Source organism: Azospirillum largimobile, from assembly GCF_977007025.2.
Genome location: NZ_CDRMUA020000007.1, coordinates 266,140 through 291,585 on the forward strand (window position 1 = coordinate 266,140; position 25,446 = coordinate 291,585).

Below are 25,446 nucleotides of genomic sequence, written 5' to 3' on the forward strand. Positions count from 1 at the left end.
TGGGGAATGAAAGGTTGTAGAGTGGCGAAGCCGCAGATTCGCGGCGCGGATCCGCTCCCGGCCATGACGACCACCATTCCCGACCTGTCCGACGCCCCGGCCGGCACCCCGGTTGACCCAGTGCCCGCCTGTCTCTGCCTGCTGTGCAACGGCGCCGGCTGGAGTGCCGCCCCCATTGCCGCAGGGCTGGACCCGCAAGGCGGCCTGCTGCCGCAGGGCACCCTCACGGCCACCGTCTCGACCCTGCTGGCGACGGGGACGCCGCGCTGGGGCAGTGGTGCCGTCGGCAGCGGGGCGACGGTCAGCTACAGCTTCATGGAGCTGGCGCCGTCCTACGCCTCCACATCGGACAGGACCGGCTTCGCGCCGCTGTCCGGCACGCAGCGCGACGCGGTGCGCCAGGCTTTCGCCGCCTGGAACGCCGTCGCCAACATCTTCTTCGTCGAGACCTCCGACAGCGCCAACGGCGGGCAGGGCGGGTCGATCCGCATCGGCACCAACCGGCAAAGCTCCAGCGCCGCCTACGCCTATTATCCGACCGGGTCGCTCTATAACGGCGGCGGCGACATCTATCTGTCCAACAGCAGCACGGCCAACGCCAGCCCGACGCAGGGCAGCTACGGCTACCTGACCATCCTGCACGAGATCGGGCACGCCATCGGGCTGAAGCACCCCGGCAACTACAACGCCACCGGCGGCGGGGGCGAGCCGCCCTACCTGTCCACGGCCGAGGACAATTACCGCTACACGATCATGTCCTACAACCGGCACCCCAGCCTGGGCCTGAACGGGCTAGCGACGGGACCGGCGCTGTACGACATCGCGGCGGTCCAGTACCTGTACGGCGCCAACACCAACACCCGCATCGGCGACGACCGCTATGCCTTCGCCAGCAACACCATCGCGGTCGCCCAAGCCATCTGGGATGCCGGCGGCACCGACACGATCGACGCCAGCGGGCAGGCGTCGGCCGTCACCATCGACCTGACGCCCGGCGCCTTCAGCTCCATCGGTCCCAACGGCTCGGGCGGGCGGGCGGTCGACAATGTGGCGATCGCCGCCGGCGTCACCATCGAGACCGCCATCGGCGGCAGCGGCAGCGACATCCTGATCGGCAACACCGCCAACAACCTGCTGACCGGCGGAGCCGGCGACGATACGCTGACCGGCGGGGCGGGCGACGATACGCTGCAGGGCGGCGGCGGCACCGACACCGCGGTCTACAACGGCAGCCGCTCCTCCTACACCGTCACCGTCACCTCGGACGGCGCCACCATCGCTGGCGGCGGCGAGGGCACCGACACGCTGACCGACGTCGAATACGCCCTGTTCGCCGACACCCGCATCAGCCTGATGCCCCCGGCGGTCACCGCCCGGGCCGGCCGGGTTTCCATCGGCTCCTCGATCACCCTCGCCAGCCTGATCACGGCGGCCGATCCGGCCGGCGGCCTCGTCACCCAGTATGAACTGGTCGACAACACCAACGGCGCCGGCGCCATCATGGTCGGCGGGACGGCTCAAGGTGCCGGCGCCGTGGTTTCGCTGACCGCGGCGGCCTTCGCCGGCGTCACCTTCGTCGCCTCCCCCCTGACCAGCCTCGACGAGCTGTCGGTGCGTGTCTACAACGGCGTGGCGTGGAGCCGCTGGATCGGCTTCACCATCGCCTCGCGCCCGGCCAACCGGCCGCCGACCGTGCAAACCGACAAGACCGTGAGCGCCCTGGAAGGCGGGCCGGTCATCGCGCTCGGCATCGACCCGCCGAGCGATCCCGACGAAGGCGACGGCATGACGGTGACGCTGGCCCGGCTGCCCGCCGCCGGCACGCTCCGGCAGGCCAACGGCACCGCCGTCACCGCCGGGATGACCCTCGGCACCGCCGATCTGGCCGGCCTGACCTATCAGGCGCCGATCGGCACCGCGGCATCGCCGGGCTTCTTCGCCTACACCGTCACCGACAGCCAGGGTGCGGTCAGCGGGCAGACCGTGACCTTGCGGGTGAGCCCGCTGGCCGAGACGATGGCCGGCTTCGACCCGCTGGCCTATCTCGCCTCCAACCCCGACCTGGCTGCCGCCTTCGGCACCGACGCGACGGCGGCGCACGAGCATTACCTGCGCTTCGGCCTGACGGAGGGGCGGGCGACCCGGTCCTTCGACCCTCTTTCTTACCTCGCCGCCAACCCGGATCTGGCGGCGGCCTTCGGCACCGATCCTGCGGCGGCGAGCCGGCATTATCTGGCGCTGGGCCGGCGGGAAGGCCGGTCGGCCGGAAACTTCGAACCGCTGGCCTATCTGGCCGCCAACCCCGATCTGGCCGCCGTCTTCGGCACCGACACCACGGCCGCCACCCGCCATTACCTGTCCAGCGGCCAGCGGGAGGGGCGCAGCACCCGCTTCGACGGCTATGGCTATCTGGTGTCAAACCCGGATCTGGCGGCGGCCTTCGGGCTGGACCCGGCGGCGGCGGCCCGCCATTACGTCACCTCCGGCCGGATCGAGGGGCGCGGCATCACCTTCGACCCGCTGGCCTATCTGGCCGCCAATCCCGACCTTGCCGCCGCCTTCGGCACCGACACCGCCCGGGCGGCCGGCCACTACCTGTCCAGCGGCCGGCGGGAGAACCGGGCCACCAGCTTCGATGCTCTCTCCTATCTGGCGGCGAACCGCGACCTTGCCGCCTCCATCGGCAACGACCCCGTGCGGGCGCAGGAGCATTACATCCGCTACGGACGGCTGGAGAACCGGGCCACCAGTTTCAACGCTCACGACCATCTATTGGCCAACCCGGACCTGCTGAGCGTCTTCTCGGGCAGCGAGCAGCAGGTGAAGCTCTATGTCGTGCTCTACGGCAACACGCCGCGGCGCGACGCCGCCGGCTTCGACGCGCTGAGCTATCTGGCCGCCAACCCGGATCTGGCAGCAACCTTCGGCACCGACACTGCGGCCGCCACCGCCCATTACCAATCCACCGGACAGGCGGACGGGCGCCCGACCCGGTTCAACGCGCTCGCCTATCTGATGGCCAACCCGGACCTGAGCGCCGCCTTCGGCAGCGACCAGCAGCAGGCGCTGCTCCATTTCATCCAGCATGGCCGCAACGAGCCGCGGCCCAACCCGATCGGCTACGTCCGCCCGCAACCGGCCGGCTTCGCCATGGCGAATGACGGGCTGCTGGCGGTGGGGGTGGGTTAGGGGGCGGGGTCGCCCGCCAACCGTGATCCAGACGTCATGGCTTGCTCTGGCGTTGAGCGATATGGACGGCGGCGGGTTCGTTCGCGACGCTGTCCCAAACCTCTGCCAGCATCTCGATGCGGGAGAACAGGACGTTGCAGGTGTAGGTCTGCCTGACCTCGGTTCCGATCGGCACGAGGCGGGGCAGGGCTCCGTTATGGTCGAGCAGGAACATGTGATAGCCGTGATCCAGCATGAACCGGCGCAGTTCGTGCTGGGTCGTGCGGTTCCTTGCCAGTCCGGGGAGGTTCAGTTCCGCGGCGATGAAGTCGATCCTCTTCCCGCGAAGAAGGCCTTCGGCACCCTTCAGGACGTTCAGTTCATGTCCTTCGGTGTCGATCTTCAGCAGGCGGATGCCCTCAAGGCCGCTGCGGCTTGCCAGGCTGTCGAGCGTTTCGGCGCGCGCGACGAACTGCGTGATGGTGTCGTTGCTTTCCAGCGCTTCTCCCGGGGTCTTCTCGGGAACGACGCCGCCATTGCTGTCATTGGATCCGTTCGATCCGAAGACGATCTGTCCATTGCGGTCGCTGATCGCCACATTTTCCACGGAAAGATGCGAAATATCGTTCAGCGCGGCGCTGTCGCGGATCAGCTTGGCAAGGCCGGGGTTGGCTTCGGCAGTCACCACGCGCCCTTGCGCCCCCACCAGGGTCGCGGCAAGCATCGTGAAATAGCCCGCATTTCCACCGACATCGACGGCCGTATCGCCAGGGCGCAAAGCTTTCAGGAACAGCAAAGACGTTTCATGCTCGTACATTTGTCCGCTAAGAAAATGGGCAATGACATCACGCTGCGCCATATCCTGCGGGTCGAGCTGCAAAAAGAACTTCATTCCATTTGCAGCAACGATGTCAAATTTCTGAAGAGCCATGTCTTTGCTGATCCGTCGCTGAGAGCCCCGGGCAATCTATGAGGATGGACTTCATAGATCAACGCCGCAGCCATCCGGAGGACTTGAGACGAGAGGATTTCAGAACCCCGTCTCGCGGATCAGCACCGACGCGGCGATGCGCCAGAAACGCTCGGCGATGCTGCGTGCCTCGCCCGCCACGCGGACGATGCCGCGGGTCACGCGCTCCGGATTCTCCTGTACGGCACCAGCGGCGTTCGGCCCGATGTTTGCCGGCTCGACGTCCAGGGTGATGCGGTAGACCGCCTCCACCGGGGCGAGCGCGCTGCGGCCGGCACCGCCATGCGGCTGGCCCGGCTGGGGGCCCGCCTGTCCCTCCACCGCCACCGGGCCGCCATTGACCGAGGCGAGCGCCGGCACGTCGAGCACCGACACGGCGACAGGGTCGACCGCGCGCACCCTGGCCGCCCGCCGGGGAGCGAGAGGGTCGTCCGGATGGAACTCCGCCCCGGCACCCGGGCTCAGCCGGTCGAAATCGCCCTCGCCGACATAGCCGACCAGTTCGCCGCTGCCCGGCGCCACCACCATCGCCAGCGGCAGTTTCGGCCCGATCCAGCGGCCGGGGGTCAGGGCATCCTCCATGTCGCGCACGGTGCCGGACAGGGGGGAGCGCACCACCAGCCGCTCGCGGCTGTCGAGAAGCCCCTGCCGCTCGGCCAGGGCGGCGGCCAGATCCTCCTCCATCGCCCGCACGCGGTCGAGTTGCTCGCGGCTGGTGGTCAGGCGGGCGATCTGTTCCTGCATCCAGTCGATGCGCAGCTCCGTCTGGCGCAGCTTGCCCTCCAGGTCGGGGGCGGTCAGGCGGAACAGCGGCTCGCCCTCCACCACGCTCTGGCCGCGGGCGACCAGCGTCTCCTCCAGCCGCGCGGGGAAGGGGGCGTAGACGGTGGCGAAGCCCGACGCCCGCCAGACCACCGGCACCGACACGGTGGTGGTCACCGGCAGCAGGCTGAACCTCCCCATGGCTAAAGCCAGGGGGTTCTGGAGGTGCCTACGCCGGACCTCTCTGCGGCTCTCGCTTGCGCTACAGCATCCGCAGCCTCGGTCCGGCGGCCATCCCCCTGCAACGGACGATCCGCTCCGACGCCACCCCTGTTGCCAGGGCGGACGTGGGGACGGGCGAAGCCCGCCCCGCTCGCAGATTGGTTGAAGCCCGACGCCGCCCGTTTCAGCAGCGGTTCCGCAGCCGCCCAATGCAACGCGCATTGGGATGCGTCGAGCCTGTCCCGTTCGACAAAGCGCGCCAGCCACGCCGAATACAGATCGCGCTGCACCCGGCTGCCATCGGCGAACACATGCCACCGCTGCGACAGCGGCTTCTTCACGCACTCGCCCGTGTCGTGGCTGACCTGCGACAGTCTCGTCGTCCGCGTTGCAAACTCGACCACCAAAGCACCGGCACTCGCAGCCTTGCGCTTCAGCGTCGAGACGAACAGGGACGGCGCGCGACGCTTCACGCTCCGGCCGAAATTCCTCTGGAAACTCCGGTAACTCACCTTCTCCGTCTTGATGGTGTTCCCCTGCGCCAGCACCCGGTTGGCGAGTTCGCCGTGGGCACGCTTGCGCTCCGCTGCCAGACACCGTTCCACCTCAGCCTTCTTGGCCGCCAGGACGCGGTAGCGGCGCGAGCGCACTGCGATGCGCGCACCCCGGCGGTACGTGCCGTCCGCATTGAAGGCGTCGGGGTTGGTGGCGCGGCGGGACCGGTCCATGGCGCGCTGGAGACGGCGGATCGCCCGGTCCATGTCGGCCACGCCTGGGCAGAACGGCTCCAGCGTGGCATCCGTGTCCGACACGGCGGCGAGGGTGCTTGGCCCGAGGTCCAGGCCGATGATGCCTGCGCCGACCGGAAGGCGCTCCTTGCGCGGCACCAATCCCTCCTGCACCAGTTGGGCGTACCAGCGCGTCTTGCCGCGCACGCTCCGTCGCAGGACGCGGACGTACTTGGTCCGGCACGACAACGCCTGCTCCTGCCAACCGTCGCGGTCGCGCGGATCGCGCAGGAGCGGCAGGACGAGGCCGTCCCACAGCACGACGGGTATTTCGTCCTGCCAGCGCAGGCGGATCACCGCGTCGCCCTTGCCCTCGACCGAGTGCAGGCGGTTCTTGCCCTTGAAGCGGGGGCGCCCCCGCTTGCCAAAGGCGTGCATCTGCACCGCCTTGAAGGCGCGCAAGGACGTGGTCTGCGTGTCGTGGCTGCCGAGGTGCTGGCCGATCCAGCAAGCGTCCCGGCAAGCCTCGGCGTGCTTCTGGATCGATGCGGGGAAGAAGCCGAAACGCAGCACGGTCGCCTTGAACAACGCCGTGCGCTGCTTTCCTTTGAGCATGGCGCGGGCGGCCTGCCAGTCCTTGGACTGGCGCATAAGGGCAAGGCGCTTCAGCGTCTCATCCAGGCAGGCGTTGTAGATATGCCGCGCCGCCTCCAAGCGCACCTCCAGAACGCGCTCATCCGCCGCGTTGGTGCGCAGCGGGAACTCGGCGATGAAGGAGGGGGTGGCGGCGCGCATGAGTGCAGCGTACTCCGCTTGGAACGATTGGTGAACACATTTCGCCTTCGGCGAAGGCGGCGCTGTCCCCATGGCTGAAGCCAGGAGCTTGCGCACCGCCAAGGTTCCGTTCTCGGTCAGAAGTGGCGTGGAGCTGTGGAGCGGAGGTGGCGCCGAGCCAGCATCGCCGTTGACGGTGTGGGCGAAAGGAGCCAGGTTACATGTAACTGACGACAGGAGGCCGCCATGCCCGCAATCCGCCAGACCTCGCGCGAAAAGGTGAAGGCGCACCGCGCGCGGCTTCGGGCACAGGGGCTGCGTCCGGTGCAGATTTGGGTCCCCGACGTCCGCAGCCCGGCCTTCGTCGCCGAAGCCCGGCGCCAGTCCCTGGCCGTCGCCCGCAGCCCGCAGGAGGCCGACGACCAGGGCTTCGTCGATGCCGCGGGCTGGGGATCGCTGGATGACGAGGAATGAAGCGGGGCGAGATCTGGACGGTGGCCGACGGGGCCGACTATGCGGGAAAGCCGCGGCCGGTCGTCATCCTGCAGGACGACCGCTTTTCCGGCACCGCCTCGGTCACCGTCTGCCCCTTCACGACCGATCCGACCGACGTGCCGCTGTTCCGCCGGCTGGTGCAGCCGACCGCCAGCAACGGCCTGACCCAGCCCTCCCGCATCATGGCGGACAAGTTCATGACGGTCCCGCGCACCAAGATCGGGCAGCGTGTCGGCGTGCTCGAACTTGCCCATCTGGCGTGGATGGGCAAGGCCGTCCTCGTGTTCCTCGGTCTGGCCGTAGGCGGCTTTTCCGAAAAGGATGCGGCATCCGGTCAGGCTCTTGCGGACTGATGGTGGGGGCGAGCTTTCCATCCCCGGTCCCTTCCCCTCAAATTCCCAGCGACCGGCGCTGCAAGCCCGGCACCCGCAGGGAGGGATCGTCGGAAGTGGAACCGACAGCGCCGAGACCGGTGCCGTAACCAACGAGGGAAAAAAGCAATGGACACGAGAGGACGGCATCCTTCTTCAAGGAATGGAACGGCAGGGAAGGCCATCTGCGGGGGCCAGAGGTCAGATCGCCGATTCCGGTGAGCCTCGCCTATTACCGGGCGAGGGCGGCTGCACAAACGGCGCCGCTTGCGCTATAAACGGAGGACAACCCTCGGAAAAGAAGAGAGCCTCCGATGCGTGCCCACACCCGTTTCCCCCGGATCGCAGCCGTTGCGCTGCTTGCGCTGTCCACCACGTTGGCCGGCTGCCAGACCGGTTCGATGGGCAGCAAGGAAGGGTTCGGCACCGTCGGCGGCGCCGTTGCCGGCGGCCTGATCGGCTCGCGCTTCGGCGGCGGCTCGGGCAAGCTGGTGGCGGTTGGCATCGGCACGCTGCTGGGCGCCTTCGCCGGGCGGGAACTCGGCGCCTCGCTTGACCGTGCCGACCAAGCCTATGCCGACCGCGCCGCGACCCAAGCCTACAGCGCCCCCATCGGCCAGCGGATCAGCTGGAACAACCCGCAGTCCGGCAACCAGGGCGTCATCGTCCCGGTGCGCGACGGCTATGACGGCTCCGGCTCCTACTGCCGCGAGTTCCAGCAGACCATCGTCGTCGGCGGCCGCACCGAACAGGCCTTCGGCACCGCCTGCCGCCAGCCCGACGGATCGTGGAAGATCGTGGGGTAGGACAAAGAGGGCAAAAGGCCGGGAATCGGGGCTCGGCCGCGCTTTGGACACTGCTTCAGCCAGCCGATCGTCAACCCCAGTCCGGAGAGCGGAGTTTTACAACCGCCGCAGCCAGGCGTCCGGCCGATGGGTGATGTTCCGCTCCAGCCCGCTTCCATTGAAGGGCCAAACCGGCGGCGCGCGCCATCCCGGCATAGGCCTGCTCGATCGGACCGATGTCCGCCGGATCGTCCTTGCGGCGGAACTTCACCAGCCAATGCGACCAGCCCTCCGGTGCCACCAGGGCGCCATGGATCAGGGCGCCGCTCTGATCGTCGCGGCAAACCACCGCCTTCGGCCGGGCGCCGCCGGGGGAGCCGCCCACCCGCAGCAAGGTGGGGAAGAGCGCCTCGGGCGCCCCTGTGAGCACTTGGCGGCTCTGCGCAGCGATCCGGTCGAGATCGATAGCGCCGGTATCCACGGATTCCTCGGTCTCCGGCCGATAGACCAGGGCCCCCATCGCCCATTCCCCCATGTAGGCTAGCATGTCGAGCGGAGTCAGCGACAGGGGATTGATCTCGCTGGCGGCCGCCCGGCGATGGATCAACAGCCGCCCCCACCCATCGGGCAGGCTGTCGTCGAACACGCCGTGGAGGCCGGAGAACGGCGCGTCCGGCCCTTGCAGAACGCCTGGGCGCGGGGTTCGCAGAAACCAGGACAGCACCCGGCCGGAGGCGAGGAAAGCATCGTCGAACTGGACATAGGTTTTCCCGTCACGACTGGCGAGGCGGCCGACAGGTTCCTCGTTCCCCTCGCCCCAGCGCAGCGACACCGCCAGAACGCTGTCATGCTTCATTTGGCCACCGTCCGGCGCTTGCCCCGCTGGCGCTTCGGGTGGTCGATCACCTCATCGAGGCTGCGGAACTCCGGTTCCGGGAACAGCATGCCGAACGCCTCGATTGCGTCGAGCACGACGGCGACGCGGATCAGCGCATCGAACGCCAGCTTGCCGCTGGCCTCGAACCGCCGCAGCGTCCAGATGTTGACCCCGCTGCGGTCGGCGACCTCCTGCTGAGTGAGCCCAAGGGCGACCCGGCGAGCACGAGCCCGCGCGGCCACGCTCCGCGCCACATCCCCAGGAGTCATGAGGCTGAGTGGGATCATGAGACAACTTATCCCAGAAAATCTGCGCTAAGTTGGATTATTATCCAACTTAAGGTTGGGTACAAGGCAGTGCCCACTCAAAGTAGCCTGCGGCGAACCATGCCGACCGCACCGCTTGGAGGGGTCGCTGTGTCAGTCTTGGACCAGTCCGGCCAGCATCCCCGGATCTGCCGGATACGCTCGACCTCGTCCAAGCTGACCTGATCGTGGCGGCCGCAGCGCTGGGTCGTGAACTCCGACTCCACACCCGCTCTGAAGTTGGTCAAGATTGACCAATCTCTGCAACACGCTTTACAGTTGGTCAATCTTAACCAAGGAGATGTGTCATGGACTCTGTCAATCTCTATGACGCCAAGACCAACCTTTCGCAGTTGGTGGATCGCGCCGCCGCCGGCGAAGAGATCGTCATCGCGAAGGCTGGCCGGCCGATGGCCCGTCTGGTTCCGCTGCGTCGTCGGACGACGCCCCGGCCGCTCGGCCTGCTGAAGGGCGAGGTGGTGCTGGGCGACGATTTCGACGCCCCGCTGCCCGAAAGCATGGCGCGGGCCTTCAGAGGTGAAGAGCCGTGAGACTGCTGATCGACACCCACATCTTCGTCTGGATGACCAGCCAGCCCGAACGCCTGTCTACCGCTGCCGCTGCCGCGGTGGTCAACCCCGACAACGAGGTTTTCCTCAGCGCCATCAGCGTTTGGGAGATTTCGATCAAGCGTGCCCTGGGTCGGCTTCCGTTTCCTCTCGAGCGGCTGGACGCCCTGCTGACGGAGATGGGTATCGAGATGCTCGATCTCACAGCTGCCCATGGCGTCACCGCGGGCGGCTTACCGCGCCATCATGACGATCCGTTTGATCGCGTCTTGGTGGCGCAGGCGCAGATCGAGGGGATGACGCTTGTGTCCGCCGATCAGGCTGTTGCCCGTTATGGGGGGCCGGTGATCGCGTAATTGCGATGTCGGCAGCGTCAGAGGCTGACCGAGCTTGTGCGCCGATCCACAACAACCGGAAGCGACGCCGCTCTCAAAGCCGGATGCGCTCCACCTCGTCCTGGCTGACCCGATTGAACCGGTTCAACTGCGCCAGTTCCGGAGGGGCCGGAGTGTTCCCGGGCTGGAGCAGGGCGAGGCGGGATCCGGTCACGGATCGCCGCTCGGTATCGACGACGGTGCGGCCGGTTCTCGGATCGGATGTGGCGCCGGGTTGATCGTTCTGGTCAGTCATCGCGCAACAGGCTTCCGGCGGGATCGCAAGCCAGATCATGGCTTGAGCCGGCGCCGGGGACCAGCCTGATTTCCTGGGGTCTGGACCGTCGATCGCCCGTGGACGCGCGCCGAGCTTCTCCGGGCGACTGTCCCAACTCCGGTTCGCCGAAGGATAGCCATGGCGGGACATCGAGCAGGTCAGCTATTCTTTGGCTTCAAGGAATGGAATGGCGTGGTCCGGTATGCGAGTAGCGTTGCTGAACACCTTCGATACCAATGGCGGAGCAGCCCGCGCGGCGTACCGGCTATTTCAAGGGTTGGGGCGCATCGGGATCGATCGAAAGTTGTATGTGTCGCGACAAGACGATCCACACCCCGATGTCGTCGTCGTCCGTCCGGAGACACCGGCGGAGATCGCAGACTGGCAGGAGCGTGAAGCGGCGATACGCGCTGAGGAGGCCGCATACCCAGCTCTCACACGGCCTTTTCCAGCGTTCCATTCCGAACGTGCGGCCCGTGCCGAGTTGTTGGAACGGCGATTGATGCCCGCCGATGTCATCAACCTTCACTGGACCCGCGGTCTTGTGGATTGGAGCCATTTCCTGGCAGCCCGTCCGGCGGACGTGCCTCTGGTCTGGACGCTGCACGACCAGCATGTCCTAACCGGAGGTTGCCACTACACCGGGGACTGCGTGGGGTTTACAAATCGCTGCGGATGCTGCCCCGTTTTGGAGTCCGGAGATCGCGACGATCTGTCGGCCCATGTGCTGGCCCGCAAGCGCGCGGCCTTGGGGTTCTTCCCGGGGCCACTGCATGTGGTGACCCCCAGCCGCTGGCTCGCCGATCAGGTGCGGCGCAGCGCCCTGTTCCAGGACCGCCCGGTGCATGTCATCCCCTATGGCCTCGACACCGATCGGTTCCGTCCGCGCAATGCCGGTGCCCTGCGCGACCGGCTGGGGATTGGGCGCGACGCCCTCGTGCTCCTGTTCGTCGCCCATGACCTGACCGATTCCCGCAAGGGGTTGGATATGCTGCAAGAGGCGCTTCGTGCGGTTGCATGTCCCGACGGCTGTGTCCTGGTTTTGGTCGGCCAGGGAAGGGTCTCCCATTCGGCTGGGGTGCGGGTGGTCGAAGCAGGCGCCGTGACGAACGACGACGAGATGGCGATGTACTACAGCATGGCGGATCTGCTGGTGGTGCCCAGCCGACAGGACAACTACCCCAACACCGCGTTGGAGGCCCTGGCCTGCGGCACCCCGGTGCTAGGGTTTCCGATTGGCGGTCTCATCGATCTGGTGGGCGGGACCGAGCGCGGGTTTCTCGCGACCGGAGACAAGGCGGGAGATCTGGCCCGCGCCCTGGCGGACACGGTGTCCGATCGCCGACAACTGGAACTCCGGGGGCATGCCGCCCGGGACTTCGTAAAGCGCGAGTGCACCCTGGAGCGCCAAGCCGAACGCTACGCCACCCTGTACGCCGAACTCCATGCGTCGGCCACGGTAAAGCCGAGCCGACCTCAACCCGAACGGCGGCCCGGCGGGAACATGGTGGACCGGCGCGATGTCATCCTGTCGCTGACTCCGGCCCATGGGGGCATGTCAATCACCTCCTATGGCGTCTGGGATTTCATTTTCCGCACCCAGGCGGAGCAGGGCATTGCCGGCAACGGACTGGAGATCGGGGTGTTCCGCGGCACAGGCGCCGCTGCCATCTGCCTGAATCTGCGGGCGGGCGAACGTTTTTGTGGCATCGACCGGGACCTGGACCGGGATGGGGTGCTGGCCAATATCGCCGCCGCCGGCTGCAGCGGGACAGCCCGTATCGAACTCCTGGCTGCCTGTTCCCGTCACGTTCGCCGGCAGGGGCTGGCGGACGCATACAGGAGCAGCTGCCGCTTCCTGCACATCGACGGCGAGCATTCTTATGACGCCGTGCGCAGCGACCTTGATCTATGCATTCCGCTGATGACCGATGGCGGCGTCATCAGCGTGGACGATTTCTTCAATCCAGATACCGTCTGCGTAACCCATGCGGTATTCGACCACTTGCGCGACCAGCCGCACGACATAAGGTTGTTCCTGTGCGGCGGTGGCAAGGCTTATCTGTGCGCGCCACGGGACCTGCAGGCATGGCGTGCAGCCTGCCTGGACCGGCTGGTCCCCTTCCTGGATTCTGTGCACGGAACTGCGGTGCGTCTGTCCAAGAACAGCCACGCCTGGGAGTTGGACTATCTGGGACTTGCGCCGCGTGGCGACGGCGCTCTCTATCAGGAGATCGGCCGTTATCGGGACACGCCGCCTGCATGAAGGGCGCAAGGGGTGGTCTTGACCGCCCCTTCGGTCATGGCTGGGGACCGTTGGCGCATCCAAGCATAGGCGGTCGTGACTGTATCGGCGATGTCGGTGACCGTCGGTGCCCAACCCAGCGTCTTCCGCGCCATGGCCGCGTCGGCCACGAGGATCGCCGGATCGCCGGGCCGTCGCGGCAGCAGCCGGTGGGGAACAGCGCGGCCGGTCACCTGCTCCACGACCTCCAGCAACTGCAGGACGGACGTTCCGCGTTCCGTCCCGAGGTTGAGCGCGACGCTCCGGCCACCGTCGCGGAGATAGTCGAGCGCACGGACATGGGCGTCGGCAAGATCGCAAACATGGATGTAGTCCCGGACCGCACTGCCGTCCGGCGTTGGAAAATCCGTGCCGTAGACATCGAAACATGGAATCCGGCCATCCACCGCCATGAGCAGAAGCGGAATGGCGTGTGTTTCGGGATCGTGCAACTCTCCAATCTCTCCATCGGGATCGGCCCCCGCGGCGTTGAAGTAGCGCAACGCGACCGAGGCGATGCCGTAGGCTCGGCTATAGTCGGTCAGAACGTGCTCGACCATCAATTTGCTGGCGCCGTAGGGGGTGATGGGGCGTTGAGGATGGCTTTCGGTCAGCGGCACGACATCCGGAATGCCATACGTCGCGCAGGTGCTGGAGAACACCAGCATGTTCACGCCGTGCCGGCGCATTGCGTCGAGCAGCGTGAGGCTGCCTGTAACGTTGACGTGGTAATAGGGGCCAGGATTGCTCATCGACTCGCCGACATATGCGAGAGCCGCGAAGTGCATCACGCAGTCCGGCCGATACCGCTGGAACACCCGGTCTAGCGCAGTGGCGTCCGAGACATCTCCGATCTCCAGCGGTCCCCATCTTACCAACTCGCGCCGGCCACGGCTGAGATTGTCGAAAACAACGGGTTCGTGCCCGCGGCGCGCCAGCTGCTTGCACGCATGGGAACCGATGTAGCCTGCCCCTCCTGTGACCAGAACACGTGCCATTTCACCGCCTGCGATTACGCAGCCGCATCATGAGGATGGTTGTCGCGCGCTGCCGTGCGCACAAGACTATGCGACACCTGCCAATAAAGCCTTAAACACTCCGGCGGCAAACGGCCCCTCGGATCTCATTCAGGCACCGGGCACACCGCCGACTCCCAGATGTTGCGCTTGATCCATTGACCGTCAGCCTTCCGGCCCCATACCCGCGGGCTGCGAAAGCGATCAGCGATCCCATCGAACCATTCCTCCGTCCGCCCCACATAGTCCAGCCAGAAATCGAGATCCGAGGGGCGGACCTGATCGTACTTGCGAACCATGGCGATTCCCTGCTCACGGCTCATGTAGCCGTCGCGGATGTCCTTGCAGGCGTGGTCTGTGCCGCGGCCATAACCGAACTTGATGTATTTCATGAAGTCATGTGCACCGTTCTCGTATCGGTCATCCAGGTTGGACATGGTGCGGTAGGTGCGGTCGAACGCGACAGGGGAGGGTTGCCAGCCATAGCGCTCGGTCACCAGCTTGGAGTGAGCGTTGGCATCCCAGCGGTCATAGTTGCCGATGTAGATACCGCGCGTGCCATTGGCCACGATCTCCTCGTCGGACGGGTACTTGAAGCACTCAAGCTCCCCCTCCTCAACGGGGTCCTCTTCGTCGTTCACGAAGTCGTGCCAGTCGAACCCGCGCAATGCCATGTCTTTACGCCAACGGGCCGTGAACTCGGGATAGTCGTTCACCGACAACATACCGCCGACGAGTGTCCAGCCGTGCTCGCCATAAAACACTAGCTTGATGCCCATCCGGGTGGCGATCTTCATGGGAAGAGTCTGGATGCCCGCATGAGCGTGCCAGTTCATGTCCCCCGTCTTGCGGAAGCCCAACCTGTTCATGCGGATCAGCATGTCTACGGAGGGGCTTACGACAAGATGGTCGGTCTTGAAGACCTCTTTCATGCGCATCAGGTTGCGCCAGCCGGTTTCCAGATAGTTGTTGCCGTTGTAGGTCACCAGAAGTGGTCGCAAGCCCAGCTTCTCGGTGACGAAATGGGTCTGGAAATAGCTATCCTTGCCACCCGACACGCCGATCACACATTCGTAGCCGGACGGTCGGCGATAGGGTTCCACCAAGTCCAGAAGTTCCTGCAGCCGAGCGTCCCAATCCAGTTGGCTGCGCAGTCGGTGCACCCGGCATCCCGAGCAGACGCCGTTCCGGTCGAATGCCATAGGAAGAGCGGAGCTTGCGGGATAGACGCAGTGCGTGCACCATCGAAGCGCCGGCGGTTCCGTCGGACAGGGAATGCCCTCTTGGGTCATCGGATATCCTCCAGTTGGCTGCGCAGGAAAGCCTTGGCCGCGGGATAAGCGTTTTCCTTGAAGTGGAAGATGTTGCCGGCCGCCACGGCCATGGCCGGGGTTTGGCTGAGCACGGCCAGGAAATGGTCGTTGCGCCCAGCACCGCCGCAGGCGATAACAGGAATGGAAACGGCGTCCGCGACGGCGGCGATGGTGTCGAGGTCGAAGCCGCCGGCCATGCCGTCCCGGTCCATAGCGTTTAGCAGGATCTCGCCCGCGCCCAGATCCTGGGCCCGTCGAGCCCAGGCGACCGCATCATGACCGGTGTATTGGACGCCTCCCCCGGTGAAGACCCGCGCCTTGCGCTCCAGTATCCGGTAGTCGATGCTCGCCACCACCGCCTGCGATCCGAAGGCGCGGGCCGCATCCGTCACCAGGTCGGGCGATTGATCGAGGGCGGTGTTCAGGGTCACCTTGTCCGCCCCGTTCTGGATGCGCAGCGCGACATCTTGCAGCGTGCGGATTCGGCCGCCGAAGGTCAGCGGCATGCAGCACTGTCCCCCGACGCGGTTGATAAAGTCTAGCACCGTGGTCACCGGCGCGTAACGGTAGTCCAGGCGGTGGTGGTCAAAGCGCGATGCCTCCTCCCCAATGTCCAGAACGACCAACTCGTCAACGTCCCACTGCGCCATCCGCTCCACGTGGGCCACGGGGTCGCCGATGAAATTGTGGATCGCGAAGTCCTCGCTGCGTACCATCCAGCCGTCCTTCAGGTACAGCACCGCGATCAGCCGCCGCTTGTGCATCACCCGTCCTCCAGGAAGCGGGCCAGCAGATCGGCTCCTGCGGCCGTGCTTTTCTCCGGATGGAATTGGACGCCCAGGATGGCGCCGCGCCGCACGGCCGACACGAACGGCCCGCCATACTTCGTGGTAGCGGCAACGAAATCGGCGGGGCAGTCCATGGCGTAGGAATGGACGAAGTAGAAGTCCCGCCCGTCCAACGGGCCGAACAGCGGGTCGTCCGAGTGAGAGGCTCGCACCGTGTTCCAGCCCACATGCGGAACCCGAAGGGTCGGGTTGCCGGCACCCAACCGCACAACCCGGCCTGGGATCCAGCCCAAGCCCTGGTGGCTGCCGAACTCCTCGCAGGCGTCCGCCAGCATCTGCATGCCTACGCAGATGCCCAGGAACGGGGTGCCGCCTCCCAGCACCCGGTCGGCCAGAGCAGTGTCGAGACCGGCCTCACGCAGGCGTTGCAAAGCCGTTCCGATGGCACCGACACCGGGCAAGATGATGCGGTCGGGGGCAAATGCCATGAGGGCCACCCCGTCGGTCACCCGCTCGGCCGTCGCCGTCAGTCGCCGGCAAGCGTTCAGCACCGACTGGACATTTCCGATGCCGTAATCGATCACCGCGACGCGCATGCCGTACTGCTCCTCACACCACGCGCCGCGCCGCGCACCACATGTGCGATGATTGGCCGGACGCGGCCAGGAAGGATTGGAAGGGGCCGCCAAGCTCCTCCCACCGTTCGACCAGCACCCGGTGCAGGAAGGGCTGGGTGGACAGGTCGAGGACTCCGGACATTGCCTTTCCCCGCACGATGTCGGCGTCCAACTGGCCGGGGGTCGACAATTCCACCAGGGCCAGCCCCGCGTCTTCCACCATCCGCCGCATGCCAGTGGGGCTGAACAGGGTCACATGCTCGGGATAGACGGAGTCCGACGCAGATTCCAAGGTGGCAATCTCGAAACCATCGACGTTTGGCGTACTCAGCATGAGCAGCCCGCCCGGCTTTAAAAGCCGGGTCATGGCTCGGACCGCGGCGGCAGGATCCGACAGATGCTCCACAACCTCGAAGGCGGCTACGACGTCCGCCACGCCGTCGAGGCCGCATACCGACTCTACCGGCGCTTCGAGTGTCTCGATCCCGAGGTCGCGACAGGTCTGTGCTTGGACCGCGGATGGCTCGATCGCGATCACCCGGGAAAAACGCCCGGTACGGCCCGCTTCCTCGCAGAGGATTCCGTGGGCGGCGCCGACCTCCACCAAGCAACCGCCGGCGAGGCCATGACGGGCGCACAGGTCCAGCAGCCGGTCCATCCGTGGCCGGAAGATGCGCGTTCGCCGCACATCCCGGGTGGCTGGAAAAATGACGTCGTTCCAGACCCGGTACAATTCGGACCGCGCGTAGAATTCGGCGAGAGTTTCGGGCGAGGGCCGCGGATTCATGAACGCGGTCGCGCAGACGCCGCAACGGTCCCAGCGGAATCCCAGTTTCTCGTAGGCGGCGCGGTCGGCCCGGCCTTGGCAGGCCGGGCAGTTGGCGGCAGCGAACGTAGCGTGGCGCGACCGCAGCCACTCCACATCCCGCGCGCGCGCCTCCATACGCAGATCGTCGAACTGCTGCGGGCGGATATCGGCTTCGCGCATGTTCATGGGCGTTCGGACCGGCGATGGATGAACCAGCGATAGTCGCCGTCCGGGCCGTGGAACGGATCAAAGCCGGTGGCCACCAGGGGCAGCGCACGCGGATCCAGACGAAAGGTGGATGCCGGAATGCGTTCATGGCCATGCTGAACGACGCCCGGCCTATCCATGTTGTGATGGACGAACCAGCCGGCGGTGATGGTTTCGATGCGCTCGAGATAGGCGGCCAGCGGCTCCCGCCCCACCTCCGACAGGCTGAACATATTGACCGCCGCATCGACCGATAATGGCGCCAGGTCGCGTATGGCGTAGTTTGGCATGATGTATGTGTGACCGGGGCGCAACATGTCGCGCCGGGTGGGCGCCGGTCCCTCGCCGTACAGGTCCACCCGGTCGCCGCCGCGGCTGCCCAGATGGAAGAACGCCGCGATGACCGCCGTTTCCGGCAGGTCGTAGTCCAGCCACACACCATGGGGCTGATCGCGCAGGAAGAACTCCGCCAGCCCACCATAGCCGCCGCCGATTTCGGCGACGACCGGGGTGGAGAGTGACCCGACCATTCCAGCAAGTTCGCGGGCCATTAAATGGTAGCGCGAGGCCTTAGGCGCCACCACCGTGCCCTCGATCATGCAGCCCCAGGGATTGCCCACCGGCGGGGTGGCCAGGGCGGCTGTCGGGGCATTGGTCAGGGCGCGCCAGATCAGCCAATTGCGGACCACGTTGTGCAGGAAGCGGCGCGCGGCCTCGTCGTCGCCGGCGGCCAGGGCCGCGTGGGTGGCGTATTCCTTGACTATGGGCGCCAGTTCATTGCGCCAGAACCCGCTGAGGATGTCGGCGGCAGGCTCGATCCGGCCCTCGGACAAGGCGTCGTACAGGTCTGTCCGACTTCTGAGCGCGATCGCCCACTCGCCGGCCGGCAGCCAAGCTGATGGAAGACCGGCTTGGTCGCGCTTCATGGCGCGGTAGCTTTCGGCCACACGCTCGACCATCGCCAAAACCGCGGGGCCGGCTGGCTGAGACCCGCAGGGCGCCAGCCCTTCGGATAATGCCCCAGGGGTGGCGAAGGGAGCCGGGTCGAAGCGTGCCCCGTGCCCGCCACCCGGAAGAAGGGGACCGTAGGGGTTCATTCCAAATCCTCGAACCGGACGGCGGTCGACTCCATCACAGGCCGCGCCAGCCGCCGCCCCAAGACATGCGGAAGGTCCGATGGGGCCAGGGGACCGGCCGGCCGGACCACCAGGATGTCCTCCGCGCTCAGGACATGACCGACAGGCAGGTCGCGAGCAGCCCACAAGGACCGGCGCGCCCGCGTCCTTACTGCGTTCTCCTGCGGCCCCACCTTTGGGTGCCGGGGGGCGAGCGCCGCCTCGGCCGCGCGGATGTCGCCGATGTAGGCCGCCAACATCGCCGGTTCCATGGCGTAGGCGTGATCGAACCCCTTGGCCGCACGGTCCAGGGTCATGTGCTTTTCGATCCAGGTTGCTCCCAACGCCACCGCAGCGACCGCGGCCACCGAACTTTCCGTGTGATCGGAGAAACCGACCGGCACGCCGAACGCCGCTTTCAGCACGCCGACGAAACCGACGTTGGCGATCTCCGCCGGGCAGGGGTACGCCGACACGCAGTGCATCAGCACCACCTCTCCCCTGGCCCGAGTGACGACCTCGACCGCCGCCTCGATCTCTCCCAGCGCAGACATCCCTGTGGACAGCAGGATTGTCCGGCCACCGGCACACGCGGCTTCGATCAGTGCATGATTGTTGGTGTCGGTGGACGCGATCTTGATGTAGGGCGGGTTCAGCGTCTCCAGGAAGCGCAGATACGCCACGTCGAACACGGAGGCGGAGAACGGAATGCCTTGCTCGGCTGCGTACGCGGCGACCCTGTGCCATTCGTCCCTGGAAAGGCGCTGTGCCTCCCGAGCCGCCACCACCGGGTTGTCCACCAGGGCGCCGTCTTGGCGCAGCCGGGTTAGATAGAGGCCGGCAGGATCGATGAACTGGAATTTCACCGAATCCGCGCCGGCGCCCTGCGCTGCCGCGATCAACCGCAAGGCCGTGTCAACGTCGCCTTCGTGGGTGGTGCCCGCCTCGGCAACAATGTGAACGGCAGAGGTCATGCCCGTATCCTTGGAATTGCCAGTCACCGTAGCCTCACTATAGCGGAGCGGATTCGTTCCTGTCCTGGGAGAGTTCCCCGAAACGCCAGTCTCCGGCCTTCGGGCCGTGGGCTGGCATCCTGCGCCGCCATGTGCTCAGGACCGAGGGGCATGGAACGGAACGCTTCCTTCTCCATGGTCCCGGTAGGTATGCACGGCTGCGGCAAAATCGGCGAAGCCGGCGCGCATCGAACCGCGCAAGGCGGCCCACCGGGGCTGCGCCGCCGCGCGAATGGCAGGCAACGCACTCAAACGGTCCAGTCGGTCGGCGACGGCGGAGGCAACATGGGGTGTCTTCACCATGTCGATGTTCCAGTCGCCGTAGCCCGCCGTCTCCATCAAGCTGAGCGCGCGCTCATCGTAGGAGATCTTCACGCACGGTGTGCCGAAGGCAAAGCAGGGCAGCGCGGAATGCAGCCGGTAGGTGACGTTAAGTCGGGCCGACCGAAGCAAGGTCAGGAAAGTGGCGGCGTCGTCTGCATAGATGAACTCAAGGCCGTTGAACGACGCAGCGAACTCGATGTCCCGGTAGTCATGGCAGAGCAGCCGGGGTTGACCCCAGCCCCGCGCCACGAGCAGATCGACGATCGCGCAGATGTCTTCCCGTACGCGGGAGCGGGCGTCCAAGGGGATGCTCATCAGCGCGGGATTGCGGATGGACAGCAGAACCTGGCCGCGGCTGGGTTCGGGGATATCCGGCAGGCGATCGGCCAGCTCGTCCAGGAACAGGGTCGGGCAGCCCCCCAGCGCCGCCTTGGTGATGCCCAGCCCCTTCAGGTAATCGTGGGTGGCGCCGCACCGGGCGAAACTGACCAGAGCCTTTTCGTTGAGCGCGCGGACCCGGTCGTCCGGCATGGCGTTGGTCCGGCGCACCAGCCGGTCGAGGCGTCCATAGATGCGCCCCATGGACAGGCTGAACAGCATCAGCGGCGCGTCTAGGGCCGCCAGTGCGTTCTGATCGAACTGCAGCTCGCCATTCTCGTAGAGGTTTCCGCCGCCCACGATGACGCCGTGCCCGTACTGGTTGATCTCGTAGATGGTCGCCGCGTCGAGCCCGGCCTTGGCGTGCGCCTCGTACTTGGCGGTCGCCGGCAGCGAGATCAGGTTCACCATGTCGCCGAACGCCTCTTTCACGAAGGCGCGCAGGCCAAGGGCAATGATGTCGTTGCCAACGTTCAGGGCGCGGGGGCGGATGTTGAATAGGGTGATCATTGAACCTTGCCGTCGGGCTGTGCGGGCGTTCGAAGTGTCTGAGGCAGCGCGGGCGACGGCGCCGCTCCGGGCAAACCGCTGACTGGCCAATCGTCGGGAAGCAGGCGGAACAGACCGCTCGCGACCGCCTGCCTATAAGTGACCCGATCCCATGGAACGGAGCAACTGAGGGCGAAGCAGCGCAGGGCATCCAGGTCCGCCGGTTCGTCCACCGTCAGGCGTACCCGCCAGTCGTCGCGCCCGAGGTTCTGGTCCGCGCCGTCCAGAGCATGCAGGTCGGTCGCGTCCAGATGCGCGTAGAGACAGGTCGTGACATGTTCGCGGTCGGTCGGATTCAGGCTGCGCGCCAGGCAGACGCGAAGGGCTGCTGGCCGAAACAACTCGACGCTTACGCCGTAGGGATGGCGGCGCGGCCGCAGGTTGGTGACGCAGGCGGCGCGGCCCTGGCGAAAGATCCCCATCGCCCGGTGGATCAGGCCGGCGTCCAGAAACGGGGAATCGCCGTTGACCCGGAGGATCCCGTCCAGCCTCTGGGCATCGGCCGCGGCCAGGAGGCGGCCGGCGACATCCTCCGCCGCGCCACGAAACACCGTCAAGCCCAATGCTGCCGCCTCCGCCGCCAACGGATCGTCTACGGCCCGGTTCGTCGTAGCGAGGACCGGCGGCGCATCGAACAGCGGGCGGGGCAGCCGGCAAGCCACATGCCATAGCAAGGATCGATTCCCGATGCGGGCGAGTGCCTTGCCCGGCAGCCGCCGGGAGTCCATCCGTGCCAGGATGATGGCTCCTACGCGGTCCATGCGCTCTCCGTCACGGCCGCATGGGCATGCTCCAGGATAACGTCGAGGACCCGTTCAGCCCCACGCCCGTCAAACAGCCCTTGTTGCCGGGTCCGCATGCGCAGCAATTGCTGGCGATCGTCGAACAGGTCTTCAACGATCTTCTTCAAGCCAAGATGGCTGTCATTGTCGAACCGGCCACCGTCCAGGCACAGATGATCATAGTCGGTCACCACCTCGCGGGAGGGATCGTTCAGCCGGTGCATGGAGATGACGGGAAGCCCGGCATAGATCGCTTCCAAGGTGGACAGCCCGCTGGACAGGATTGCCAGGGCGCAGTTGGACGCGACGCTCCACATCGAGCGGTTGGTGCGGGCAATGATGATCTCATGGCGGTGGATGTCGCGCACCGCGCCCGCAAGCTCGTCCTGCGAATGTAGATAACCGTTGCCCAACATGACCCAGAGTAGAAGCGGTCGCTCGATATCCCGCAGCACCTCCAGCACCGCGCGGGAGTGGTTGTCGGCGTCGGCTCCGCCAAACGACATCATCACCGACAGCACCGGGGCCGCCACCGCCTCGCCGAAGCGATCTGGATCGATCGGCCGGCACCGGGCGTTCAGGATGGCGTAGCGCAGGCCGGAATAGACCCGCGGTCCCGACAGCCCGGTCGGCGGGTGGCCACGGGTGAAGAAGAGGTCGGTTTGCGCGGCGTGCCGAAACACGGGAGAGATGGAGGCGAGCAACCGGCAACAGCGGCGAACCCGTTCGAACGAGCGGTCCTCCAGTTCCACCAGATCGGTCACCACCACATCCGGGGTGAAGGCGACCAGCCGGTTGATAGCGTCTTCCTCCCGCGCCTCAAACGCCGGCGGGTGGCTCAGGCCGTGAAAGACGGAGGCGAAGAGGCTGTCGGCGATCGCGAAAACCCGAACAAAGGCCGTCCCCTCCGCCGCCTGGGCAAAGCTGAAACTGCGGTACAGGTGCCCCAGCCCTTCGCCAACGGAGCCACGGCACAGAACGGCAATACGCATCGATAACGTTTCTTGCATGTATTCCGCGGGATGGAAGCGATCGACCGGGCGAGCCGGGGACAACGCTGCCGATGCATTCCGATCAATACGACGCTATTGCTAACAAAATCATAATTCATCCGGTGGCCGGCCTCTGGCGCTCAGCGCGTGATATTGCGCTCCACAGCCATCAACTGCTCCGCCGCCCATGGCCGGCAACGGATGTAGAAGCGCGCAACCTGGGGTGACATCGACACCGCCGCGCGCATGGCCTCCTCGGCCTCCGAAAGGCGCCCGGTCTCCAGGTACACATGGCACCGATTCACGTCGATCCAGATGCGGTGCCAGGAACTGACGTCGCTGTCGGAGATCTGGCTCAAAACTCGTACCGCCTCTTCCTTCCGTCCGGCCCGCAGATGCAGAATGGCCATGTTGGAGCGATCCCGCGCGGTCGTGACGGGAATGGCCGCTGCGGCGTCAAGGCGGTTCATGGCAATCAGGCACCATTGGAGGGTCGCGGTTACCCAGGGCTGGTTGCCGCTCTCCGCGGTTGCCTTGCGCAGGGTTGCCTCCGCGTCCTCCAACCGCCCTGTCGCCAACAAGGAGAGACCGAGCTGGACCTTGGGCGGCACTTGTGGCAGGAGGCGCAGGGATTCGCGCGAGGCGGCTATTGCGTCTTCCAGGCGGTCCTGCATTTGCGCCGCGATGGCGGCGAAATGCCACGCCATGGCATGGCCGGGATTTTGCTTCAGATAGAAGTCAAGCGCCGCCGCCGCCTCGTCGATGCGCATATCCTCGGCGAGCTTCCGGGCAAGCGTCAGGCTGTGCCTGACCAAGTCGGGGGCGAGAGCGATCGCCTGGTCGGTGTACCGCTTCGCCTCCTCCAACCGGCCATGCGCGGCGTGCAGTTCTCCGATCCGCTGCAACAGCGCCGCCGCCGGTAGCGGTACCGCGCCCGGCCGCCCAAGATAGGACTTCAACTGGGCTTCGCAGGCCGCGATATCCGACAGGTCGAGGTAGATCCGGGCCAGTTCCAACTCGGCCTCAGCCAGATAGGCAGGGTTGATGGCCACGGCCTGCGCGGCTATGGCCTGCGCTTCGGCCGATCGGCCCTGATGCTCGAGCAAGCCTTGCAGTCTTATGAACGCGGCGGAACAGCCTGGATCATTGTGCAGTGCTGCGCGGTAATGGGCCTCGGCGGCCTGCGGCTCTCCCTGAGCTTCGATGGCCAGCCCCATGCACAGATGGTAGTTGCCGAAGGTCGTTTCGCGGATGCGCTGCCGCCACCTGTCGAGCGACCGATCATCGGGCAGGGCACCCTCAGCCCCTTGTGCGTCCGTCGTCGGTGCCCACTGCCCAGCTTGCATCGCTCCTACCTTCATCGTCTTTCGTGCGACAGCCGTCGCCCGCGTTGCGGGATCGATCCTAACCTAGGCATTCCAGCCCGCCAAGAGAGAGAGAGAGAACGGGCGGGCTCCGTGGGCTGTGTACCGGTGATCACTCCGCCGGCTAAAGCGCGGCGGCTTCTCGGACAAGCTACGCGGCAGCCCGCCCGCTTGGCGTCCGAAGGCCCGATCCAGGCCTGAATTTGTTGTGCCCGAAGGCCCGGAACTCGATGACGGACGCGGCCGCCACGTCGCGGTCTTCGACCAGACCGCATTCCGGGCACCGGTGCACGCGATCGGCCAAAGTCTTTTCGACCTTGGCGCCGCAACACGGGCACTCTTGCGATGTGCCGCGCGGATCGACGGCGACCACCAGCTTACCGGCTCTCTCGGCCTTGTAAGCGATCAGCGCCCTCAACAGGCCCCACGCAGCGTCCAACACGTCCTTGGCCAGCATCGAGCGGGCCAGGCCTTGAATCTTGAGGTCTTCGACCGCGATGCGGTCGTAGCGGGCGACGATGTCCGCCGCCAGCTTGTGCAGGTAATCGGCGCGGCAGTTGGCGGCCTTGTGGCTGTAAGCCGCCAGACGCGCCTTCGCCTTCTTCCGGCGTTTGCTTCGCAGATCCGGTTTGCGGCTGCGAGACACCGCCCGCTGGCGCTTGCGCAGCCCCTTGGCGGCCTTCTTGGTCCAGTTCGGCCGCTCGACCAGAGCGCCGTCCGACAGCGCCACCAGCGCCGACAGTCCGGCGTCGAGGCCGACGGTGACCGGCCCGGTCACCGAGTGGGCCACCGGCGCATCGAGCTGGAACACGACATACCACTTGCCGGCCTGCCGGGTGATGACGGCCGCGCCGCACGCCGCACCCGACGGCCAGTCGCGGTGCCACTTGACCTTCACCAGGCCTGGAATCCCAACGATCGACAACCGTCGCCCCGGCTTCATCGTCAGGCCATCACCAAAGCGGAAGTCGGCCGCGTGAAAGCGGGCGGACGCCTTGAAGCGCGGAAAGCCAGCCTTGGCGCCACGCTTCACACGACCGAAGAAGGCATTGAAGGTCTTGTTGAGCCGGCGCAGCACCTGCTGCTCGGCTGAGAACGAATAGTTGCCCAGTTCCGGCACCTCGGCGCGCAGCAGCTTGAGTTCGTCGGCCTGGGCCTTGTAGTTCAGTGAAACGCCCTGCCGGCGATAGGCCTCGATGCGCTGTTGAAGCCCGGCGTT

General features: G+C 66.4%; 25 protein-coding genes. 7 read left to right on the forward strand and 18 right to left on the reverse strand.

The features are described 5' to 3' along the window. Window positions 1–63 precede the first annotated feature (63 nt). On the forward strand, window positions 64–3,189 hold the full coding sequence (locus tag ACWPKK_RS30310) for a M10 family metallopeptidase C-terminal domain-containing protein (protein ID WP_452012058.1): 3,126 nt from the start codon (window positions 64–66) through the stop codon (window positions 3,187–3,189). Window positions 3,190–3,223: 34 nt separating this feature from the next. Here the strand turns inward: ACWPKK_RS30310 and ACWPKK_RS30315 are convergent, their stop codons facing one another. The 3 genes from ACWPKK_RS30315 to ACWPKK_RS30325 form a co-directional block, all read right to left on the reverse strand. Then, window positions 3,224–4,099, reverse strand: coding sequence for an FkbM family methyltransferase (locus ACWPKK_RS30315; RefSeq protein WP_452012061.1), 876 nt, complete (start codon window positions 4,097–4,099; stop codon window positions 3,224–3,226). Between the two features lie 99 nt (window positions 4,100–4,198). After that, window positions 4,199–5,101 (reverse strand): hypothetical protein, encoded by a 903-nt coding sequence (locus ACWPKK_RS30320; protein ID WP_452012064.1) that lies wholly within the window; start codon window positions 5,099–5,101, stop codon window positions 4,199–4,201. A 2-nt stretch (window positions 5,102–5,103) separates the two neighbouring features. Beyond that, on the reverse strand, window positions 5,104–6,645 hold the full coding sequence (locus ACWPKK_RS30325) for a hypothetical protein (RefSeq protein ID WP_452012066.1): 1,542 nt from the start codon (window positions 6,643–6,645) through the stop codon (window positions 5,104–5,106). Between the two features lie 225 nt (window positions 6,646–6,870). Here ACWPKK_RS30325 and ACWPKK_RS30330 point away from each other — a divergent pair, with 225 nt between their 5' ends. The 3 genes from ACWPKK_RS30330 (at window position 6,871) to ACWPKK_RS30340 (ending at window position 8,296) form a co-directional block, all read left to right on the forward strand. Next, the gene (locus ACWPKK_RS30330; RefSeq protein WP_452012068.1) at window positions 6,871–7,098 is read left to right on the forward strand and encodes an antitoxin MazE family protein; all 228 of its coding nucleotides are present in this window, start codon (window positions 6,871–6,873) and stop codon (window positions 7,096–7,098) included. Further along, entirely contained in the window at window positions 7,095–7,472 is a 378-nt protein-coding gene (locus ACWPKK_RS30335; RefSeq protein WP_452012070.1) for a type II toxin-antitoxin system PemK/MazF family toxin, read from the forward strand. The genes ACWPKK_RS30330 and ACWPKK_RS30335 overlap by 4 nt, the downstream gene beginning before the upstream one ends. Window positions 7,473–7,804: 332 nt before the next feature. Beyond that, on the forward strand, window positions 7,805–8,296 hold the full coding sequence (locus ACWPKK_RS30340; RefSeq protein WP_452012072.1) for an RT0821/Lpp0805 family surface protein: 492 nt from the start codon (window positions 7,805–7,807) through the stop codon (window positions 8,294–8,296). 70 nt (window positions 8,297–8,366) lie between these two features. Here the strand turns inward: ACWPKK_RS30340 and ACWPKK_RS30345 are convergent, their stop codons facing one another. Beyond that, window positions 8,367–9,131, reverse strand: a complete 765-nt coding sequence (locus ACWPKK_RS30345) for a type II toxin-antitoxin system HipA family toxin (protein WP_452012074.1) — start codon at window positions 9,129–9,131, stop codon at window positions 8,367–8,369. Then, on the reverse strand, window positions 9,128–9,439 hold the full coding sequence (locus ACWPKK_RS30350; protein WP_452012076.1) for a helix-turn-helix domain-containing protein: 312 nt from the start codon (window positions 9,437–9,439) through the stop codon (window positions 9,128–9,130). The genes ACWPKK_RS30345 and ACWPKK_RS30350 overlap by 4 nt, the downstream gene beginning before the upstream one ends. A gap of 326 nt (window positions 9,440–9,765) precedes the next feature. Here ACWPKK_RS30350 and ACWPKK_RS30355 point away from each other — a divergent pair, with 326 nt between their 5' ends. Both ACWPKK_RS30355 and ACWPKK_RS30360 read left to right on the forward strand, forming a co-directional pair. Continuing rightward, complete coding sequence (locus ACWPKK_RS30355) at window positions 9,766–10,008, forward strand: type II toxin-antitoxin system Phd/YefM family antitoxin (RefSeq protein WP_252141540.1); 243 nt, start codon at window positions 9,766–9,768, stop codon at window positions 10,006–10,008. Further along, window positions 10,005–10,382 carry a type II toxin-antitoxin system VapC family toxin gene (locus ACWPKK_RS30360; RefSeq protein WP_452012080.1) on the forward strand — a complete coding sequence of 126 codons (378 nt, stop codon included), beginning with the start codon at window positions 10,005–10,007 and terminating at the stop codon, window positions 10,380–10,382. The genes ACWPKK_RS30355 and ACWPKK_RS30360 overlap by 4 nt, the downstream gene beginning before the upstream one ends. A gap of 73 nt (window positions 10,383–10,455) precedes the next feature. On the opposite strand, the gene ACWPKK_RS30365 is transcribed toward ACWPKK_RS30360, so the two are convergent. Continuing rightward, the gene (locus tag ACWPKK_RS30365; protein WP_452012083.1) at window positions 10,456–10,656 is read right to left on the reverse strand and encodes a hypothetical protein; all 201 of its coding nucleotides are present in this window, start codon (window positions 10,654–10,656) and stop codon (window positions 10,456–10,458) included. A gap of 235 nt (window positions 10,657–10,891) precedes the next feature. Between ACWPKK_RS30365 and ACWPKK_RS30370 the strand changes: the two genes are divergently transcribed. Further along, window positions 10,892–12,943: a glycosyltransferase gene (locus ACWPKK_RS30370; RefSeq protein WP_452012086.1), complete on the forward strand. Its 2,052-nt coding sequence runs from the start codon at window positions 10,892–10,894 to the stop codon at window positions 12,941–12,943. Here the strand turns inward: ACWPKK_RS30370 and galE are convergent. The 12 genes from galE to ACWPKK_RS30430 form a co-directional block, all read right to left on the reverse strand. Next, window positions 12,919–13,959 (reverse strand): UDP-glucose 4-epimerase GalE, encoded by a 1,041-nt coding sequence (gene galE, locus ACWPKK_RS30375; protein ID WP_452012088.1) that lies wholly within the window; start codon window positions 13,957–13,959, stop codon window positions 12,919–12,921. The genes ACWPKK_RS30370 and galE overlap by 25 nt on opposite strands. Before the next feature lie 125 nt (window positions 13,960–14,084). Then, window positions 14,085–15,269 (reverse strand): N-acetyl sugar amidotransferase, encoded by a 1,185-nt coding sequence (locus tag ACWPKK_RS30380; RefSeq protein ID WP_452012090.1) that lies wholly within the window; start codon window positions 15,267–15,269, stop codon window positions 14,085–14,087. Beyond that, a complete protein-coding gene (hisF, locus tag ACWPKK_RS30385) occupies window positions 15,266–16,054 on the reverse strand; it encodes an imidazole glycerol phosphate synthase subunit HisF (protein WP_452012092.1) in 789 nt (262 codons plus the stop codon). Before hisF ends, ACWPKK_RS30380 begins: the two co-directional genes overlap by 4 nt. Next, complete coding sequence (hisH, locus tag ACWPKK_RS30390) at window positions 16,054–16,674, reverse strand: imidazole glycerol phosphate synthase subunit HisH (RefSeq protein WP_452012095.1); 621 nt, start codon at window positions 16,672–16,674, stop codon at window positions 16,054–16,056. Before hisH ends, hisF begins: the two co-directional genes overlap by 1 nt. 13 nt (window positions 16,675–16,687) lie before the next feature. Next, window positions 16,688–17,689 carry a class I SAM-dependent methyltransferase gene (locus ACWPKK_RS30395; protein ID WP_452012098.1) on the reverse strand — a complete coding sequence of 334 codons (1,002 nt, stop codon included), beginning with the start codon at window positions 17,687–17,689 and terminating at the stop codon, window positions 16,688–16,690. After that, window positions 17,686–18,669 carry a putative sugar O-methyltransferase gene (locus ACWPKK_RS30400; protein WP_452012101.1) on the reverse strand — a complete coding sequence of 328 codons (984 nt, stop codon included), beginning with the start codon at window positions 18,667–18,669 and terminating at the stop codon, window positions 17,686–17,688. Before ACWPKK_RS30400 ends, ACWPKK_RS30395 begins: the two co-directional genes overlap by 4 nt. 134 nt (window positions 18,670–18,803) lie before the next feature. Then, a complete protein-coding gene (locus ACWPKK_RS30405; RefSeq protein WP_452012103.1) occupies window positions 18,804–19,799 on the reverse strand; it encodes an N-acetylneuraminate synthase family protein in 996 nt (331 codons plus the stop codon). Window positions 19,800–19,934: 135 nt separating this feature from the next. Then, a complete protein-coding gene (locus ACWPKK_RS30410; protein ID WP_452012105.1) occupies window positions 19,935–21,050 on the reverse strand; it encodes a polysaccharide pyruvyl transferase family protein in 1,116 nt (371 codons plus the stop codon). After that, entirely contained in the window at window positions 21,047–21,850 is an 804-nt protein-coding gene (locus ACWPKK_RS30415) for a cytidylyltransferase domain-containing protein (RefSeq protein ID WP_452012107.1), read from the reverse strand. The genes ACWPKK_RS30410 and ACWPKK_RS30415 overlap by 4 nt, the downstream gene beginning before the upstream one ends. Next, a complete protein-coding gene (locus ACWPKK_RS30420) occupies window positions 21,838–22,863 on the reverse strand; it encodes a hypothetical protein (RefSeq protein WP_452012110.1) in 1,026 nt (341 codons plus the stop codon). The genes ACWPKK_RS30415 and ACWPKK_RS30420 overlap by 13 nt, the downstream gene beginning before the upstream one ends. 140 nt (window positions 22,864–23,003) lie before the next feature. Continuing rightward, window positions 23,004–24,209, reverse strand: a complete 1,206-nt coding sequence (locus ACWPKK_RS30425; protein WP_452012112.1) for a tetratricopeptide repeat protein — start codon at window positions 24,207–24,209, stop codon at window positions 23,004–23,006. 169 nt (window positions 24,210–24,378) lie between these two features. Further along, window positions 24,379–25,446 (reverse strand): RNA-guided endonuclease InsQ/TnpB family protein (locus tag ACWPKK_RS30430; RefSeq protein ID WP_452012115.1); only part of this gene is annotated, 1,068 nt, incomplete at its 5' end.

What these genes read in the sequence shown, in the direction of transcription:
- ACWPKK_RS30415 (WP_452012107.1), bottom strand. Translation starts at nt 21,850, where the DNA reads ATGGACCGCGTAGGAGCCATCATCCTGGCACGGATGGACTCCCGGCGG.
- ACWPKK_RS30340 (WP_452012072.1), top strand. Translation starts at nt 7,805, where the DNA reads ATGCGTGCCCACACCCGTTTCCCCCGGATCGCAGCCGTTGCGCTGCTT.
- ACWPKK_RS30380 (WP_452012090.1), bottom strand. Translation starts at nt 15,269, where the DNA reads ATGACCCAAGAGGGCATTCCCTGTCCGACGGAACCGCCGGCGCTTCGA.
- ACWPKK_RS30335 (WP_452012070.1), top strand. Translation starts at nt 7,095, where the DNA reads ATGAAGCGGGGCGAGATCTGGACGGTGGCCGACGGGGCCGACTATGCG.
- ACWPKK_RS30345 (WP_452012074.1), bottom strand. Translation starts at nt 9,131, where the DNA reads ATGAAGCATGACAGCGTTCTGGCGGTGTCGCTGCGCTGGGGCGAGGGG.
- ACWPKK_RS30330 (WP_452012068.1), top strand. Translation starts at nt 6,871, where the DNA reads ATGCCCGCAATCCGCCAGACCTCGCGCGAAAAGGTGAAGGCGCACCGC.
- ACWPKK_RS30365 (WP_452012083.1), bottom strand. Translation starts at nt 10,656, where the DNA reads ATGACTGACCAGAACGATCAACCCGGCGCCACATCCGATCCGAGAACC.
- ACWPKK_RS30315 (WP_452012061.1), bottom strand. Translation starts at nt 4,099, where the DNA reads ATGGCTCTTCAGAAATTTGACATCGTTGCTGCAAATGGAATGAAGTTC.
- ACWPKK_RS30350 (WP_452012076.1), bottom strand. Translation starts at nt 9,439, where the DNA reads ATGATCCCACTCAGCCTCATGACTCCTGGGGATGTGGCGCGGAGCGTG.
- hisF (WP_452012092.1), bottom strand. Translation starts at nt 16,054, where the DNA reads ATGCACAAGCGGCGGCTGATCGCGGTGCTGTACCTGAAGGACGGCTGG.
- ACWPKK_RS30410 (WP_452012105.1), bottom strand. Translation starts at nt 21,050, where the DNA reads ATGATCACCCTATTCAACATCCGCCCCCGCGCCCTGAACGTTGGCAAC.
- ACWPKK_RS30310 (WP_452012058.1), top strand. Translation starts at nt 64, where the DNA reads ATGACGACCACCATTCCCGACCTGTCCGACGCCCCGGCCGGCACCCCG.
- hisH (WP_452012095.1), bottom strand. Translation starts at nt 16,674, where the DNA reads ATGCGCGTCGCGGTGATCGATTACGGCATCGGAAATGTCCAGTCGGTG.
- ACWPKK_RS30425 (WP_452012112.1), bottom strand. Translation starts at nt 24,209, where the DNA reads ATGCAAGCTGGGCAGTGGGCACCGACGACGGACGCACAAGGGGCTGAG.
- ACWPKK_RS30420 (WP_452012110.1), bottom strand. Translation starts at nt 22,863, where the DNA reads ATGCGTATTGCCGTTCTGTGCCGTGGCTCCGTTGGCGAAGGGCTGGGG.
- galE (WP_452012088.1), bottom strand. Translation starts at nt 13,959, where the DNA reads ATGGCACGTGTTCTGGTCACAGGAGGGGCAGGCTACATCGGTTCCCAT.
- ACWPKK_RS30355 (WP_252141540.1), top strand. Translation starts at nt 9,766, where the DNA reads ATGGACTCTGTCAATCTCTATGACGCCAAGACCAACCTTTCGCAGTTG.
- ACWPKK_RS30400 (WP_452012101.1), bottom strand. Translation starts at nt 18,669, where the DNA reads ATGGTCGAGCGTGTGGCCGAAAGCTACCGCGCCATGAAGCGCGACCAA.
- ACWPKK_RS30325 (WP_452012066.1), bottom strand. Translation starts at nt 6,645, where the DNA reads ATGCGCGCCGCCACCCCCTCCTTCATCGCCGAGTTCCCGCTGCGCACC.
- ACWPKK_RS30320 (WP_452012064.1), bottom strand. Translation starts at nt 5,101, where the DNA reads ATGGGGAGGTTCAGCCTGCTGCCGGTGACCACCACCGTGTCGGTGCCG.
- ACWPKK_RS30405 (WP_452012103.1), bottom strand. Translation starts at nt 19,799, where the DNA reads ATGACCTCTGCCGTTCACATTGTTGCCGAGGCGGGCACCACCCACGAA.
- ACWPKK_RS30395 (WP_452012098.1), bottom strand. Translation starts at nt 17,689, where the DNA reads ATGAACATGCGCGAAGCCGATATCCGCCCGCAGCAGTTCGACGATCTG.